Origin of the sequence: Paucibacter sp. B51 (assembly GCF_027863535.1) — a bacterium.
GTDB classification, from domain to species: domain Bacteria; phylum Pseudomonadota; class Gammaproteobacteria; order Burkholderiales; family Burkholderiaceae_C; genus Paucibacter_A; species Paucibacter_A aquatilis.
In genome coordinates this window covers 16,692-31,301 of sequence record NZ_JAPIVN010000002.1, presented here as the reverse complement: position 1 = coordinate 31,301, position 14,610 = coordinate 16,692, and the positions used below count along the sequence as shown (strand labels likewise).

Below are 14,610 nucleotides of genomic sequence, written 5' to 3'. Positions count from 1 at the left end.
GCTCAAGCGATGTGGCGCCGTCTTCATCTGATCCACCGCTGGGCCGGCATCGCCCTGGGCCTGCTGGTGCTGCTGTGGCTGCTCTCGGGCCTGGTCATGCTGTTTGTGGCGCGGCCCGAGCTGCGCGCGGAAGAGCGCCAGCGCGCCCTGGCCGAGCTGCCGGCGCGCGCCCCTGCCGTGTCGCCGGCCCAGGCCTGGGCGGCCGTGAGTGCCTCGACCCCTGCGGAGGCGGGCGGCTTGCGCCTGCAGCAGCAGCTGGGCCGGCCGGTCTATCTGTTGCAGGCCGGCAAGCGTTGGCTCGCCGTCGATGGCCTCAGCGGCCAGCCGCGGCCGCCGCTCGATGCGGCCCAGGCTGCCGAGCTGGCCCGCACCTATGCCCGTGGCCTGAGCGGGCGCCCGCTGGAGCTGGCCGAGCTGGAGCTGCTGGAGCGCGACCAGTGGACGGTGTACAGCCGCTTCAATGCGCAGCGCCCGTTCTACCGCGCGGCCTTTCGCGACGACGAGGGCCTGGAGCTTTACATCGGCCAGGCCAGCGGTGAGCTGCTGCTGGACACGCGCCGCTGGGAGCGGGCCTGGAACTGGCTGGGCTCGGTCACGCACTGGATCTACATCACGCCGCTGCGCCAGCACACAGAACTCTGGCGCCAGATCATTCTCTGGAGCAGCGGCGCGGCGGCGCTGATGTGTGTGCTGGGCCTGATGCTGGGCCTGCAACGCCTGCGCCTGCGGCGCCGCTACGCCAGCGGCAGTGTCTCGCCCTACCGCGAGCGTTGGCAGCGCTGGCACCATCTGCTGGGCCTGGGCGGCGGCGCGGTGCTGCTGGCCTGGTTGTTCAGCGGCTGGCTGTCCATGGGCCCCGGGGGCTGGCCCGGCGGCGATGGCGAGGCCGCGCGGCAGGAGCGCCAGCGCTGGCAGGGCAGCAGCCTGCCAGCTGCCTCCCTGGCGCTGCCCGCGCCTCGGCCGGGTGTGGTGGAGCTGGAGGCGCTGCGCTTTCAATCGCAGACCTGGTGGCTGGCGCGCCTGGCCCAGGGCGGCAGTGAGTTGATCTCGCCCGAGGGTCAGGTCTTGCCCCAGGGCTTGAGCGAGGCGCAGCTGAAGACCGCCGGCCAGGCCCTGCGGCCCGATCAGGCGCTGCGGGGCGGCCAGTGGCTGCACGAGGGCGACCTGTACTACTACCCGCTGCGCCACCACCCGCGCAGCTTTCCCGTCTACCGCCTGGACTATGCCGACGGCGTGAGTGTCTACCTCGACCCGCGCAGCGCCCGCATCGCCTTGCGCCTGGACGCCGCCGGCCGCTGGAACCGCTGGCTCTTCCATGCCCTGCATCGCTGGGATCTGCCACCCTTGCTCGGCCTGGGCTGGGCACGCGATGCCTGGGTCATCGCCCTGAGCCTGGCCGGCCTGGCGCTGACGACCGCGGGTGCCGTGCTCGGCTGGCGCCGCCTGCGCGGACGCCGCCCCTCCATACTCAAACGCCCTTCCGGCCAGAAAGCCCTTGCCACGCCATGAATGATGAAGAACTTTCCCCACCGACTTCGGACGCGCCCATCGTCCGCCCCAAGATCGCCAGCTACCGCCGCCATTTGCTCGTCTGCACCGGCCCGCGCTGCACGGCCGACGGCGAGGCCCAGGCCTTGTTCGACAGCCTGGGCGAGAAGTTCAAGGCCGCCGGCCTGCACGAGGGCGAGCTGCGCGTGAAGCGCAGCCGGGTCAGCTGCTTTGCCGCCTGCAAGGGCGGGCCGGTGATGTGCGTGCAGCCCGATGGCACCTGGTACTTCAATGCCCGGGGAGGGAACCTGGACCGCATCATCACCGAGCATCTGCGCGACGGCCGGCCGGTGGCCGAGCTGGTCTTCCACCAGGGGCCGGGCTGCAGTGATGAAGAAGCGGCTGAGCCATGAGCGGCACCAGCAAGCCGGGGCGGGTGAGCCTGGTCGGCGCCGGGCCGGGCGCGGCCGATCTGCTCAGCCTGCGGGCGCTGCGCCGCATCGAGGCGGCCGAGGTGGTGGTGCATGACCGCCTGATCTCGCCCGAGATCATGGAGTTGCTGCCGGCGCGGGCCGAGCGCATCAATGTGGGCAAGGCGGCGGGCGCGCACATGGTGGGCCAGGCGCAGATCCATGCCATCCTGATCGAGCAGGCGCGTGCCGGCCGTGAGGTGGTGCGGCTCAAGGGCGGCGACCCCTTTGTCTTCGGCCGCGGCGGCGAGGAGATGCTGGCCTTGCGCGAGGCCGGCATTGACTGCGAGGTGGTGCCGGGCATCACGGCGGCCAGCGGCTGCGCGGCGGCGGCCGGCGTCCCGCTGACGCAGCGCGGCATGGCGCGCGCCTGCGTGTTCCTGGCCGGGCAGCTGGCCGACGAAGGCACGCCGTTTGACGAGCAGCTCGACTGGCCGGCCTTGGCGCGACCGGGGCAGACGCGGGTCTTCTACATGGGCATCGCCCGTCTGCCGCGCATCGCCGGCCAGCTGATGGCCCATGGCCTGAGCCCCGACACGCCGGCCGCCATCGTGCAGGACGGCACGCGGCCGGGCCAGCGGGTGCTGGCCTGCAGCCTGAGCCGCCTGCTGGAGCGGGCGCCGGCCTACGGGCCGCGACCGGGCCTGCTGATCATTGGCGAGACGGTGGCCCTGAGCCCGGACTACCGGGACGACTGAGCCGGGCGGCCTGCACGACAATGCGGGCGACAATGCGGGCGACAATGTGTGGATGAGCGACACCAAACCCATCCTGCTGCTGGTCGACGGTTCCAGCTATCTTTACCGCGCCTACCACGCCATGCCCGATCTGCGCGGGCCCGAGGGCGTGGCCACCGGCGCCATCCACGGCATGGTGGCCATGATGAAACGCCTGCGCGATCAGGTCGCAGCCGAGCATGCGGTGTGCGTGTTCGATGCCAAGGGCCCGACCTTCCGCGATGAGTGGTACCCCGAGTACAAGGCCCAGCGCGCGCCCATGCCCGATGCGCTGCGCGAACAGATCGCCCCCATCCACGAGGTGGTGCAGCTGCTGGGCTGGCCGATTCTGGAGGTGCCCGGCATCGAGGCGGACGACGCCATCGGCACCCTGGCCCGGGTCGCGGCCGAGGCCGGCCATGCAGTGGTGGTGTCCACCGGGGACAAGGACCTGGCGCAGCTGGTGACTCCGGACGTCACCCTGATCAACACCATGAACAAGGCGGCGCCCCCAGCTGCTGCGCAGCAGCCCCCCGAGGGGGCGCGCAGCGCACCTTGGGGCGGCCCGGCGGTGGACTGCGAAACGTTGGACATCCCCGGCGTGATCGCCAAGTTCGGCGTGCCGCCCGATCGCATCATCGATTACCTGACCCTGATGGGCGACACGGTGGACAACGTGCCGGGTGTCGAGAAGGTGGGTCCGAAGACGGCGGCCAAGTGGATTGCCGAGTACGGTTCGCTGGACGGCGTGATCGCCAGCGCCGACAAGATCAAGGGCGTGGCCGGTGAGAACCTGCGCAAGGCCCTGGACTGGCTGCCCATGGGCCGCAAGCTGGTAACCGTCAAGCTCGATTGCGACCTGTCGGGCCATGTGCCCAACTGGCCGGCGCTGGAAGCCCTGGCCCTGCGCGAGGTGGACCGCGCCGGCCTGCAGGATTTCTACACCCGCTATGGCTTCAAGACCTGGCTGAAGGAAATCAGCGGTGGTGCGTCCGGCACGTCCAAGGCGGCCGCACCGGTCAGCGGCGATCTGTTCGCCGACGCGCCGGCGGCAGCGCTGGCCGATGTGGAGCGCCGTTACGAGACGGTGCTGGACATGGCGCAGCTGCAGGACTGGATCGCCCGCATCGGCCGCGCACACTTGGTGGCCCTGGACACCGAGACCGACTCTCTGGACCCGATGCAGGCCCGCATCGTCGGCATCTCCTTTGCCGTGGCGCCCGGCGAGGCCGCCTATGTGCCCCTGCGCCACGAGGGCCCGGATGCGCCGGTGCAGCTGGACCTGGCCGACGTGCTGGCCGCGCTGCAGCCCTGGCTGGAGGACGCGAACGCGCCCAAGCTGGGCCAGAACCTCAAGTACGACACCCATGTGCTGGCCAACCACGGCATTGCCCTGCGCGGCGTGCAGCATGACACGCTGCTTCAGAGTTATGTGCTGGAAGCGCACAAGACCCACGGCCTGGGCGCCCTGGGCGAGCGCTACCTGGGCCGCGCGGGCGTGAGCTACGAGGATTTGTGCGGCAAGGGCGCGCACCAGATCCCCTTCGCCCAGGTCGATGTGGCCAAGGCGGCCGAGTACTCGTGTGAAGACTCGGACATGTGCTTGCAGGTCCACCAGATCCTGTGGCCGCGCATCGAGGCCGAGCCCGGCCTGCTGCGCATCTACCGCGACATCGAGATGCCCAGCAGTGCCTTGCTGGCCCGCATCGAGCGCACCGGCGTGCTGATCGACCCCGAGCTGCTGCAGGCGCAAAGCCATGAGCTGGGCCAGCGCCTGCTGGCCCTGGAGCAGGAGGCCTACGACATCGCCGGCCAGCCCTTCAACTTGGGCTCGCCCAAGCAGATCGGCGAGATTCTGTTCACCAAGCTGGGCCTGCCCGTGGTCAAGAAGACCGCAACCGGCGCGCCCTCCACCGACGAAGAGGTGCTGGAAAAACTCTCGCTCGACTACCCGCTGCCGGCCAAGCTGCTGGAATACCGCGGCCTGGCCAAGCTCAAGAGCACTTACACCGACAAGCTGCCGCTGATGGTGAACGCCCGCACCCACCGGGTGCACACCAACTACGCGCAGGCGGTGGCGGTGACCGGGCGCCTGTCCAGCAACGACCCCAATCTGCAGAACATTCCCATCCGCACCGCGGAAGGCCGGCGTGTGCGCGAGGCTTTTGTCGCGCCGCCGGGCCATGTGATCGTCAGTGCCGACTATTCGCAGATCGAGCTGCGCATCATGGCCCATATCAGCGAGGACCCGGGCCTGCTGCGCGCCTTCGGCGAAGGCCTGGACGTGCACCGTGCCACCGCCTCCGAGGTGTTCTCGACGCCTCTGGGCGAGGTCACCAGCGAGCAGCGCCGTTATGCCAAGACCATCAATTTCGGCCTGATCTACGGCATGGGCGCCTTCGGTCTGGCCCAGTCCCTGGGCATCGAGCAAAAGGCGGCGCGTGACTACATCGAGCTCTACTTCCATCGCTTTGCCGGCGTGAAGCACTATATGGACAGCACCAAGGCACGCGCGGCCGAGCTGGGCTATGTCGAGACCTTGTTCGGCCGGCGCATCTACCTGCCCGAGATCAAGGGCGGCAACGGCCCGCGCAAGGCCGGTGCCGAGCGTCAGTCCATCAACGCACCCATGCAGGGCACGGCGGCCGATCTGATCAAGCTGGCCATGCTGGCGGTGCAGGCCGAGCTGGATGCAAGCGCCAAGTCCACCCGCATCGTCATGCAGGTGCACGACGAACTGGTCTTCGAGGTGCCCGAGGCCGAGCTGGACTGGGTGCGCCGCGAGGTGCCGCGCCTGATGGCCGGCGTGGCCCAGCTCAAAGTGCCGCTGCTGGCCGAGGTGGGCGTGGGCCCGAACTGGGAACAGGCCCACTGAGACGGGTTTTCACCGAGGTGGGCGCTGCCAAATGGCACAGGCCGAACGGCGCCCCCGGGGAAAACCCCTGTCATTTGCTTGTGCTACAGCGGGTGGACTCAGGGTGCGCCCTCTAGGTCGACTTCGCCTGATATGAGAAATTCTTCACAGCCCCGGGGAGTTGTGGGCGTGACTTATTTCTCATCCAAGGAATTCAAATGACAACGATGCAAACCGCACGCAAGCTGATTCTTGGTGCCGTGGCCGCCGCAGCCATGGCCATGACCGGCGCTGCTCAAGCTGATATCAAGCCGGCCAAATCGGCGCTGGGCCAGTTGGCCAGCCGTGGCGTCTCCGTCAGCGGTGCACCTTATGAATCCGCAGTCAACGCCCTGACTTCGCAAGCCGTGGATGTCACGGGCATCCAGAGCTTCGGCGAGTACGGCGACGCCGGCAATGTGGTGCTGAACTTCTACGTGGGCGCTTTTGCCACCATCACCAGCGTGGACTGGAACGTCAACCTGACCGCCAACGACCCGAGCTGGCTGTCGGAACTGACCCTGGCCTTTGGCAGCTCGGCCGGCGGCGACGGCGTGGTCTTCAACCCTGGCTTTGGCGACGATGACTCGGGCACCAACAGCTACTCGGGTTCGGCCAGCCTGGTCGATCTGGGCCTGTCCTTCCAGGTGGGCGCCGATGGCATCCTGCGCCTGGAGTTCCACGAAGGTTTTGACGACGCCAGCGTCAACCCCGACGGTGTCTGGAACTCCGGCAACGTCACCTTCGGCGTTGCTGCGGCCGTTCCGGAACCCAGCACCTACGGCATGATGGCCCTGGGCCTGCTGGGCGTGGCCGCCGTGGCCCGCCGCCGCAAGAGCGCCTGATTCTTGGGCTGAGCCGCAGGCCTCGTGCCTGCCGGAGGTTCAGCCAATCAGCGTTGACCCGTCCCCACCTCGGTGCGGACGGGTTTGTTTTTTTCGGCCGGCGCTCGGCTCATCTGGGCCGGCAGCCTCGCGGACCCGGCTGCGATCCGAGGGCGAACCAAAAAAAAGCCGGTCAGAAAGACCGGCCTTTTGAAGTGCAGCTGCTGCTGCTGGCTTTAGTTTCAGGCGTGGCGCTGGCGGCGTCGCGCCGCGAAGGCGGCCGCCAGTGCCAGAGGCAGCAGGGCCAGGCTGCTGGGCTCGGGCACCTTGTTGAGGTCTTTGAAGTCCAGATCGAACAGGGCCATGTCGCGCGTGGCGTTCAGGCCCGGGACACGGTCACCGTCAAAGCTGCCATTGCGCACGGTGAACAAGCCGGTCAGCTGGATGTCTTGCAGCGCTGCACCTTGGTACAGCTGGTAGCTGATGCCGGGGTAGACACCGCCGGGGTAGCTGTTGCCCAGTTCCACGCCGTTGAGGGCGATGTCGAACAGATCCACATCGATGGCGGGCGACCTCTGTTTGTCCTGCACGGTCAGGGTGATCGAGCCGTAGCTCTTGCCGATCAGTTGGCTGTTGACGCTGTTCAAGCTGCCTTTGGGGGCGAAGATGGAACTGCCAGACCCCAGTTTGTACGTGCCATCCTGGTTGGTGCGCACGCCCCAGCGGATGTCGAAGTTGGCGGCGCCGGTGGCGGCCGAGTAGTTGTATTCGAAGGCGAACTTGGTCGAACCCGAGCCCCAGCCCGTGCCCGCCATATTGGCGGTTTGGCTGTTCGTCTTGTCCAGGCTGTATTTGGCGGAGCTGCTGCTCACGCTCAACTTGGCTTCCTGCGCCTGATCCAGCACAGGCCCAGCCACGGCTAAGCCGCTGGCCGCGAAAAGAATGGACAAGGCTGCGCCCGCGCGGGCCGTGCTCGCGTTCAAAAACATGATGAGTAGTTCCCTCGTGAAGTGGCTCGAAGCACATCGGTCGTGGGCTGGCCGCCCGCCAACTCGTGGCTTTCGTTTACTGCTGCTTACAGTTTAGAGTTCGCCCTCAAAACACAACACCCCGCAAGCTCGGGGTGCGAATGGCGAAAGAGGCAGGCTTGTTTTCGAACGAACGCTGACGAATCGAAAGATTAATTAACCTATATCTTTTGATTGGGCGAGCGATCAGCCGGCCCCGGTTTTGATGCGGTGCTGGCCTCCGCGCCAGCAGAGCACCGAGCCTGACTGAAGCCTGGCCTGCCGGCAGCGTTGCCGGGTGGCGTGGTGCCGGTCGGTTAGCATCGCGGCCATGAATTGGCCTTATGAATTGCAGATCGGCTGGCGTTACACGCGGGCCGGGCGGGGAGGGCGGCGCAACCGCTTCATTTCCTTCATCTCCGGGGTGTCCATGCTGGGCATTGCGCTCGGGGTGGCGGCGCTGATCATCGTGCTCTCGGTGATGAATGGCTTCCAGAAGGAAGTGCGCGACCGCATGCTCTCGGTGATCGCCCATATCGAGCTGCAGTCCTACCAGGGTCAGGCCTTGCACGATTGGCAGGCTACCGCTGCGCAGGCCAAACAGAACCCGGCCGTGATCGGCGCGGCACCCTTCATTGCCACCCAGGTCTTGATCGCCCGCGGCGAGGACATGCGTGGCGCGGTGGTGCGCGGCATCTCGCCGGCCGAGGAGGCCACAGTCACGCCGCTGGCGGCCGAGCTCAAGGACGGGCCGCTGTCACGCCTGCGCTCGGGCGAGTGGGGCATCTTGCTCGGCTCCGAGCTGGCCCGTGCCCTGGGCGTGCGCGAGGGCGACAAGATCACCCTGGTGGCGCCCAACGGCCAGGTCACGCCGGCCGGTGTGGTGCCGCGGCTGAAGCAGTTCACCTTGGTCGGCACTTTTCATGCCGGACATTACGAGTACGACACGGGCATGGCGCTGATCCATGTCGACGATGCGGCGCGCTTTTTTCAGGTTGAGGGTCCGACGGGTGTTCAACTCAAGCTCAAGCAAGCGCTGAGCGCGCGCCAAGTGGCGGGGGAACTGGCCCAGGCCCTCGGCCCCGAGATTTACGTGCGCGACTGGACCCGCACCAATGCCAACTGGTTCGATGCGGTGCAGGTGGAAAAGCGCTTGATGAGCATCATCCTGACCCTGATCGTTGCGGTGGCCGCCTTCAATCTGGTCTCGACCCTGGTGATGACGGTGACCGACAAGCAGGCCGACATCGCTATTCTGCGCACCCTGGGCGCCAGCCCGCGCTCCATCATGGGCATCTTCATGGTGCAGGGCGCCGCCTCGGGCGTGATCGGCACGGCCTCGGGCGTGGGCCTGGGCCTGCTGGTGGCCTTCAATATCGATGTGATCGTGCCGGCCATCGAGCGCCTGCTCAATGTCAGCTTCCTGCCCGGCAGCATCTATCTGATCAGCCGCATGCCCAGCGACCCGCAGTGGGGCGATATCGTGCCCATCGGCGTGACGTCCCTGATCCTTGCTTTCCTGGCCACCTTGTACCCGAGCTGGCGTGCCAGCCGCGTTCAACCCGCGGAGGCGCTGCGTTATGAGTAATTCTTCTTCGCCCCTGATTTTGGAAGGGCGGGGCCTGAGCCGCCGCTTCAGCGAAGGCGAGCTCGATGTGCAGGTGCTCTCGGGCGTGGATCTGCAGGTGCGCCGTGGTCAGACCCTGGCCATCGTCGGCGCCTCCGGTTCGGGCAAGTCCACCTTGCTGCATCTGCTCGGTGGCCTGGACAAGCCCAGCGCCGGCCGCGTCGATCTGATGGGCCGCAACCTGGCCGAGATGGGCGAGCCCGAGCTGGGCCGCTGGCGCAACCAGCATCTGGGCTTTGTCTACCAGTTCCACCACCTGCTGCCTGAGTTCAGCGCGCTGGACAATGTGGCCATGCCCTTGCGCATCCGCCGCCAGACCCAGGAGCAGGCGAGAGCCCGCGCGGCGGCCATGCTGCAGCGAGTGGGCCTGGGCGCGCGTCTGGCGCACCGGCCGGCCGAGCTCTCGGGCGGCGAGCGCCAGCGTGTGGCGATTGCCCGCGCCCTGGTGACCGAGCCGGCCTGCGTGCTGGCCGACGAACCCACCGGCAACCTGGACCGCAGCACCGCGCAAGCGGTGTTCGAGCTGATGCTGGCCACGGCCCACGAGCTGGGCACCGCCTTTGTGCTGGTCACCCACGACCAGACCCTGGCGGCGCAATGTCAGCAGCAGCTGAGCCTGGTGGGCGGCACCATGCAGCCGGCCTTGGCCTGACCCTTTTCCCATCCCCTGATTTCCCTGCTTCCACGAGTGACCATGAGCCAAGACACCCGCTTCATCCTCAAGCTCAGCTGCCCGGACCGCGCCGGCATCGTCCATGCCGTGACCGGTTTTCTGTTGGAGCAGGGCGGCAACATCCTGACCTCGGCCCAGCATGGCGACGCCGACCACCAGCGCTTTTTCATGCGCATCGAGTTTGAGTGCGCGGCGCTGACGGAAGCCTCGGCCTTGCAGGCTGCTTTCCAGCCCCTGGCTGAACGCCTGCAGATGGACTGGGAGCTGGTGGCGCGCTCGGCCAAGACCCGCGTGCTGCTGCTGGTGTCCAAGCTCGGCCACTGCTTGAACGACCTGCTGTTCCGCGTGCAGACCGGGCACCTGCCGATCGAGATTCCGGCCATCGTCTCCAACCACCGCGATTTCTACCAACTCGCGGCCTCGCACAACATCCCGTTTCACCACTTCCCGCTGCTGAACTCGACCGAGGAGCAGAAGCAGGCCCAGGAGCGCAAGATCCGCGAGGTGATGGCCGAGAACCAGATCGATCTGGTCGTGCTGGCTCGCTATATGCAGATCCTCTCGCCCGAGCTCTGCCGCGACCTCTCGGGCCGGGCCATCAACATCCACCACAGCTTCTTGCCCAGCTTCAAGGGCGCCAAGCCTTACCACCAGGCCTATGAGCGCGGCGTCAAGCTGATCGGCGCGACCGCGCATTACGTGACCTCGGACCTGGATGAAGGCCCCATCATCGAGCAGGAGGTGGCCCGCATCGACCACAGCCTGCCGCCCGAGCAGCTGGTGGCCATCGGCCGCGACACCGAGTGCGTGACCCTGGCCCGCGCCATCCAGTGGCATGCCGAGCACCGCATCCTGCTGAACGGCCGCCGCACGGTGGTGTTCCGCTGATCAACCACCGTTTGCGGGGACTTTGGCATGTGGATTGACAGCCACTGCCACCTCGACGCGCCCGAGTTTGAGCCCGACCGCGCCGCTGTGGTGGCGCGCGCGCGCGCGGCCGGCGTGCAGCAGATCGTGCTGCCGGCGGTGGCGGCCTTTGATTTCGACACGGTGCGCGATCTGGCCCATGCGCATGGATTCGTTTACGCCCTGGGTATCCACCCGCTGTACGTGATGCAGGCCAGCGAGCAAGACCTGACCCTGCTTGCCAAGCAATTGGAGCGTCACCACGGCGACCCGCGCCTGGTGGCCATCGGCGAGATCGGCCTGGATTTCTTTGTGCCCGGTCTCGATGCCGAGCGCCAGCGCTTCTTCTATCTGGAGCAGCTCAAGCTGGCGCGGCGTTTTGAGCTGCCGCTGCTGCTGCATGTGCGGCGCAGTGCCGATCAACTGCTCGCCGGGCTGCGGCGTTTGCCGGTATGCGGCGGGATTGCCCATGCCTTCAATGGCAGCGCGCAGCAGGCCCAGGCTTTCGTGGACTTGGGCTTCAAGCTGGGCTTTGGCGGCACGCTGACCTTCGAGCGCTCGCAGCAGATCCGCCGCCTGGCGGCCGGGTTGCCGGCCGAGAGCCTGGTGCTGGAGACCGACGCGCCCGACATTCCGCCGCATTGGCTGTACAAGACGGCAGAGCAGCGTTCGAGCGGCGAGGCCATGGGCCGCAACGAGCCGGCCGAGCTGCCACGCATCGCCGAGAGCCTGGCCGCGCTGCGGGGTTGGAGCCTGGGCCAGACCGCGGCGATCACCAGTGCGAACGCGCGGGTGGCGCTGCCGCGGCTGGGCGGGCTCATCGAGCCGGGGGGGCTGCATAGGGTTGGCTGCTGAGCTGCTGCCTACGACGTCGCGGGCGGCGTGCCGCGCGAACTGGCCGAGCGTTCGGCCCTCATCTGCTTCGATCTCGGGAATCGCTCGGGCTGCCCTGGCTGTGCGAAACGATCGCCGAACTGCCCGGCGATCAGCATTGGCAGATGCTGGCCAAGGGCCATCGTTCAGCGTCGATCGGCGAGCGCCCAAGCGAGGGCTGCATCGACGCCGCGTCGCAAATCGGCCCAGGTGGTCGGCACAAACTTGTCGGGCTGGAGTCCGTCGGCTGACGGCGCGTCGAAGCGGTACATCCGCTTCGAATAGTTGACGCGCCGCTTGCTGTGAGGCAGCACGAAACCGTCCATGTCCTGATAGCCTACCGGATTGGCACCCGTTGGCTCGCCGACCAGTGTGGCGTTGAATAGCTGCCGGAACTGCGCGGCATTGCTCATGCCGGCCGAGAAGGTCGCAGGGCCGATCAGGGCATAGATGCCGCCGTTCCAGTCGAGCTCATCGACAAGAATCATCTGGTGCGCAAAGCTGAGCCCGACGAAGAAGTCGCCGCCGCCGTTTTCGCGCAGGTCGATGATGAGCTTGCGGATCCGATGCTTGCGCAGGTAGGACTGGACCTTGGCGGCGAAGCGCTCCATTTCGGGAAATGACGGATATTGCGCGAAGTAGAGGTAAGCGGTTGCCTGTGCTGGATCCGCGCTGAGCCACAGCCGGTTGGAAACTTCGGCAACCTTGCGTCCGAGCGGCACCGTGTCGGGCGCGATGGTCGCGCTGAGCTGCTCGTAGTAATCGTCGCTGCGCAGAGCGGTCAACAGTGCTGCTTGAGGCTTGCCGACATCATCGACGAGCTCGAAGCGGGCCTGGCGTGGCTGGCGCGTGACGCCGAGACCATAGAGGACCTCCGCGACATTGGCGTGATTGGCCGTCTGGCGCCGCTGTGACTGCGCGTTCTCGACCACCTGTGCGACCGGCGCCAGCTGTTCCTGCAGTTTTGACGCCGCCATCCCGTCGACCGCGACGAGCTTCGATCCGAGTAGCTGACGGAAGGCTGGGGTCGTGCGGACGACGCGCAATTCACCCTCGATCGATCGGAAGGCAATCGGGTAGCGGTGATGCTCAGCATCCCAGTAGGCTAGGTGGGTGTGGCCGTCGCCGACGAGCCGCGTGATGCGCATCAGCTCGACGACGATCTGCGGTTCATTGAGGCGAGGTAGTGCGTTCTCGAGTCCTGCGAGTGCGGCAGTGAACTCGGTTTTTGAGATCCGGTGGTACAGGCGAATATGGCGAGCCTCCAGGGTTTGCCGATAGACGGCGAGATCGTGCTGCCAGCGCTGCACCTCGACTGGTTCGAGCGCGGCCGCGACTTTCGATGTCAGCGCTAGGACTGCAAACAGCGCATACCGGCGCCATGCGGGCTTTAGATTCATACGGGCTTTCTCTTGGTTTCGCCGCGCATGGGAACGCGTCGACACGGGCCGTGCTTCTGATTGGATGCAGCGTTTCGGTGTTCGAGTCGGCCCAGCAACCGGCACTCGATGTTGCGGCGCTGGCTGTTGCTCTCGCGATCAACGGCTACGCGGCGCAATCGGTGCAACAGCAAGGGATAGGCGGCGACACCGAAGCCTGCGACGGTGGCCTTGTGCGCGGCGGAGTGTATCTGCCTGTCATGGTCGATTCGATCTTCTGGCGGTCGATAATCCAAGCCGCCAGCGCAGCCAGCGCAGCCAGCGCAGCCAGGGCCGTCAGGCCGAAGTCGAGAACCTGGCAGCTGATGATTTGCCAGATGGCTTCGACAGTCACGATGAGGAATGATCCCTTTGACGATGGTGGACAGGATGGGTCGATGACGGCAAAGCAGGTGCCGGCTGCACAGCCCGCCAGATGGCAAGGTCTGGCCCCGATCTGGGCGCCTGACGCACGCCTGCTGCTGCTGGGCAGCTTCCCCAGCGTCGCCTCCTTGGCCTCGCAGCAGTACTACGGCCATCCGCGCAACCAGTTTTGGCCGCTGCTGTCGGCACTCTGGGGTCAGGACTTGCGCGTGTTGGGCTACGAGGAGCGACTGTCGGCGGCGCGCGCACGAGGGCTGGCGATCTGGGATGTCTATGCCGCCTGCGAGCGCGATGGCAGCCTGGACAGCGCGATCCGCGCCGCCGAGCCGAACGATCTGTTGGGCCTTGCCGCGCGCATGCCGGGGCTGCAGGCGGTGGCGCACAACGGCGGCGAATCGGCCCGCCATATCAAGGTGACCCAGCGTCTGGGCCTGCCGGTTTACCGCCTTCCGTCCAGCAGCCCGGCCAATGCCAGCTGGTCCTTCGAACGCAAGCTGGCGACTTGGCGAGAAGTGTTCGCGCTCCATGGTCTACTTGCCCCATGAGCAAGACAAAGCAGCAAAACAAGAAGTCCGACTGGATTCCCGCGACCCTGAGCGAGTACGACGGCGTGCGCTTCCTCCACCTGGACTCGATCTGGGTGCAAGGCGCCATGCGCATCCGCAAGCCCCAGCATCTGGAGCTGGAGTACATCCAGCGCATGATGGCCTGGATGCTCTGGCGCCCGAGCGCCGAGCTGCGCAGCGGCCACGCCTTGCAACTGGGCCTGGGCGCAGGGGCCATCACCCGCTTTTGCCACAAGGTGCTGCGCATGAAGACCACGGCCGTGGAGCTGAACCCCACGGTGATCCAGGCCTGCCGCATGTGGTTCCACCTGCCCGAGGACGACAAACGCCTGACGGTGATCAACGAGGATGCCGGTCAGTGGGTGGCGAAGCCGGAGCATCTGCAAACGGTCGATGTGCTCAACATCGACCTCTACGACCACGAGGCTGCCGGTCCGGTGCTGGACGATGAAGAGTTCTACCGCCATTGCCATGGCCTGCTCGTCGATGGCGGCCTGATGACGGTGAATCTCTTCGGCCGAGATGCCAGCTTTGCCGCCAGCGCGCGACGCGTGGCGGCCATTTTCGGCTCGGACCAGGTCTGGAGCCTGACGCCGACCAAGGAGGGCAACACCGTGTTGGTGGCGGCGCGTGGCGTCGTGGTGCCCGATCGTGAGGAGCTGGAGCGCCGAGCGGCTAATATCGAGTCGCTGTTCGAGCTGCCGGCGCGCAAATGGCTGCGCATGGTGCGGCCCCTGCCTGTGAGCATTCTCAACCCCATTTGAG

At 66.9% G+C, this 14,610-nt stretch carries 13 protein-coding genes; 11 read left to right on the top strand and 2 right to left on the bottom strand.

All coding sequences use genetic code 11. The features are described 5' to 3' along the window. Window positions 1-9 precede the first annotated feature (9 nt). The 5 genes from OOB33_RS21135 (at window position 10) to OOB33_RS21115 (ending at window position 6,412) form a co-directional block, all read left to right on the top strand. Window positions 10-1,509, top strand: coding sequence for a PepSY domain-containing protein (locus OOB33_RS21135; protein WP_271010105.1), 1,500 nt, complete (start codon window positions 10-12; stop codon window positions 1,507-1,509). Then, window positions 1,506-1,901 carry a (2Fe-2S) ferredoxin domain-containing protein gene (locus OOB33_RS21130; protein WP_271010104.1) on the top strand — a complete coding sequence of 132 codons (396 nt, stop codon included), beginning with the start codon at window positions 1,506-1,508 and terminating at the stop codon, window positions 1,899-1,901. The genes OOB33_RS21135 and OOB33_RS21130 overlap by 4 nt, the downstream gene beginning before the upstream one ends. Then, complete coding sequence (gene cobA / locus OOB33_RS21125) at window positions 1,898-2,656, top strand: uroporphyrinogen-III C-methyltransferase (protein WP_271010103.1); 759 nt, start codon at window positions 1,898-1,900, stop codon at window positions 2,654-2,656. The genes OOB33_RS21130 and cobA overlap by 4 nt, the downstream gene beginning before the upstream one ends. 52 nt (window positions 2,657-2,708) lie before the next feature. Beyond that, window positions 2,709-5,549 carry a DNA polymerase I gene (polA, locus tag OOB33_RS21120; RefSeq protein ID WP_271010102.1) on the top strand — a complete coding sequence of 947 codons (2,841 nt, stop codon included), beginning with the start codon at window positions 2,709-2,711 and terminating at the stop codon, window positions 5,547-5,549. A gap of 197 nt (window positions 5,550-5,746) precedes the next feature. Continuing rightward, complete coding sequence (locus OOB33_RS21115) at window positions 5,747-6,412, top strand: PEP-CTERM sorting domain-containing protein (RefSeq protein ID WP_223696670.1); 666 nt, start codon at window positions 5,747-5,749, stop codon at window positions 6,410-6,412. A gap of 221 nt (window positions 6,413-6,633) precedes the next feature. Here OOB33_RS21115 and OOB33_RS21110 read toward each other — a convergent pair whose 3' ends face one another. Beyond that, a complete protein-coding gene (locus OOB33_RS21110; protein WP_102766545.1) occupies window positions 6,634-7,380 on the bottom strand; it encodes a PEP-CTERM sorting domain-containing protein in 747 nt (248 codons plus the stop codon). 349 nt (window positions 7,381-7,729) lie between these two features. Here OOB33_RS21110 and OOB33_RS21105 point away from each other — a divergent pair, with 349 nt between their 5' ends. The 4 genes from OOB33_RS21105 to OOB33_RS21090 are packed head-to-tail and all read left to right on the top strand — an operon-like array spanning window position 7,730 to window position 11,459. After that, the gene (locus OOB33_RS21105) at window positions 7,730-8,986 is read left to right on the top strand and encodes a lipoprotein-releasing ABC transporter permease subunit (protein WP_271010101.1); all 1,257 of its coding nucleotides are present in this window, start codon (window positions 7,730-7,732) and stop codon (window positions 8,984-8,986) included. Continuing rightward, window positions 8,979-9,677 (top strand): lipoprotein-releasing ABC transporter ATP-binding protein LolD, encoded by a 699-nt coding sequence (gene lolD, locus OOB33_RS21100; RefSeq protein WP_102766547.1) that lies wholly within the window; start codon window positions 8,979-8,981, stop codon window positions 9,675-9,677. The genes OOB33_RS21105 and lolD overlap by 8 nt, the downstream gene beginning before the upstream one ends. Window positions 9,678-9,719: 42 nt before the next feature. Next, window positions 9,720-10,586, top strand: a complete 867-nt coding sequence (purU, locus tag OOB33_RS21095; RefSeq protein WP_102766548.1) for a formyltetrahydrofolate deformylase — start codon at window positions 9,720-9,722, stop codon at window positions 10,584-10,586. 27 nt (window positions 10,587-10,613) lie between these two features. Further along, window positions 10,614-11,459: a TatD family hydrolase gene (locus OOB33_RS21090; RefSeq protein ID WP_271010100.1), complete on the top strand. Its 846-nt coding sequence runs from the start codon at window positions 10,614-10,616 to the stop codon at window positions 11,457-11,459. Window positions 11,460-11,623: 164 nt separating this feature from the next. Here the strand turns inward: OOB33_RS21090 and OOB33_RS21085 are convergent, their stop codons facing one another. Then, window positions 11,624-12,877, bottom strand: a complete 1,254-nt coding sequence (locus OOB33_RS21085) for a hypothetical protein (protein ID WP_271010099.1) — start codon at window positions 12,875-12,877, stop codon at window positions 11,624-11,626. 416 nt (window positions 12,878-13,293) lie between these two features. Here OOB33_RS21085 and OOB33_RS21080 point away from each other — a divergent pair, with 416 nt between their 5' ends. Together OOB33_RS21080 and OOB33_RS21075 are read left to right on the top strand one after the other, a co-directional pair. Then, window positions 13,294-13,824: a DNA-deoxyinosine glycosylase gene (locus tag OOB33_RS21080; RefSeq protein ID WP_271010510.1), complete on the top strand. Its 531-nt coding sequence runs from the start codon at window positions 13,294-13,296 to the stop codon at window positions 13,822-13,824. After that, a complete protein-coding gene (locus tag OOB33_RS21075) occupies window positions 13,821-14,609 on the top strand; it encodes a spermidine synthase (RefSeq protein ID WP_102766552.1) in 789 nt (262 codons plus the stop codon). The genes OOB33_RS21080 and OOB33_RS21075 overlap by 4 nt, the downstream gene beginning before the upstream one ends. The last annotated feature ends 1 nt before the right edge of the window (window position 14,610 follow it).

Excerpts from the sequence above, each read along its gene's own strand:
- OOB33_RS21135 (WP_271010105.1), top strand. The coding sequence starts at position 10 with ATGTGGCGCCGTCTTCATCTGATCCACCGCTGGGCCGGCATCGCCCTG.
- OOB33_RS21130 (WP_271010104.1), top strand. The coding sequence starts at position 1,506 with ATGAATGATGAAGAACTTTCCCCACCGACTTCGGACGCGCCCATCGTC.
- cobA (WP_271010103.1), top strand. The coding sequence starts at position 1,898 with ATGAGCGGCACCAGCAAGCCGGGGCGGGTGAGCCTGGTCGGCGCCGGG.
- polA (WP_271010102.1), top strand. The coding sequence starts at position 2,709 with ATGAGCGACACCAAACCCATCCTGCTGCTGGTCGACGGTTCCAGCTAT.
- OOB33_RS21115 (WP_223696670.1), top strand. The coding sequence starts at position 5,747 with ATGACAACGATGCAAACCGCACGCAAGCTGATTCTTGGTGCCGTGGCC.
- OOB33_RS21110 (WP_102766545.1), bottom strand. The coding sequence starts at position 7,380 with ATGTTTTTGAACGCGAGCACGGCCCGCGCGGGCGCAGCCTTGTCCATT.
- OOB33_RS21105 (WP_271010101.1), top strand. The coding sequence starts at position 7,730 with ATGAATTGGCCTTATGAATTGCAGATCGGCTGGCGTTACACGCGGGCC.
- lolD (WP_102766547.1), top strand. The coding sequence starts at position 8,979 with ATGAGTAATTCTTCTTCGCCCCTGATTTTGGAAGGGCGGGGCCTGAGC.
- purU (WP_102766548.1), top strand. The coding sequence starts at position 9,720 with ATGAGCCAAGACACCCGCTTCATCCTCAAGCTCAGCTGCCCGGACCGC.
- OOB33_RS21090 (WP_271010100.1), top strand. The coding sequence starts at position 10,614 with ATGTGGATTGACAGCCACTGCCACCTCGACGCGCCCGAGTTTGAGCCC.
- OOB33_RS21085 (WP_271010099.1), bottom strand. The coding sequence starts at position 12,877 with ATGAATCTAAAGCCCGCATGGCGCCGGTATGCGCTGTTTGCAGTCCTA.
- OOB33_RS21080 (WP_271010510.1), top strand. The coding sequence starts at position 13,294 with ATGACGGCAAAGCAGGTGCCGGCTGCACAGCCCGCCAGATGGCAAGGT.
- OOB33_RS21075 (WP_102766552.1), top strand. The coding sequence starts at position 13,821 with ATGAGCAAGACAAAGCAGCAAAACAAGAAGTCCGACTGGATTCCCGCG.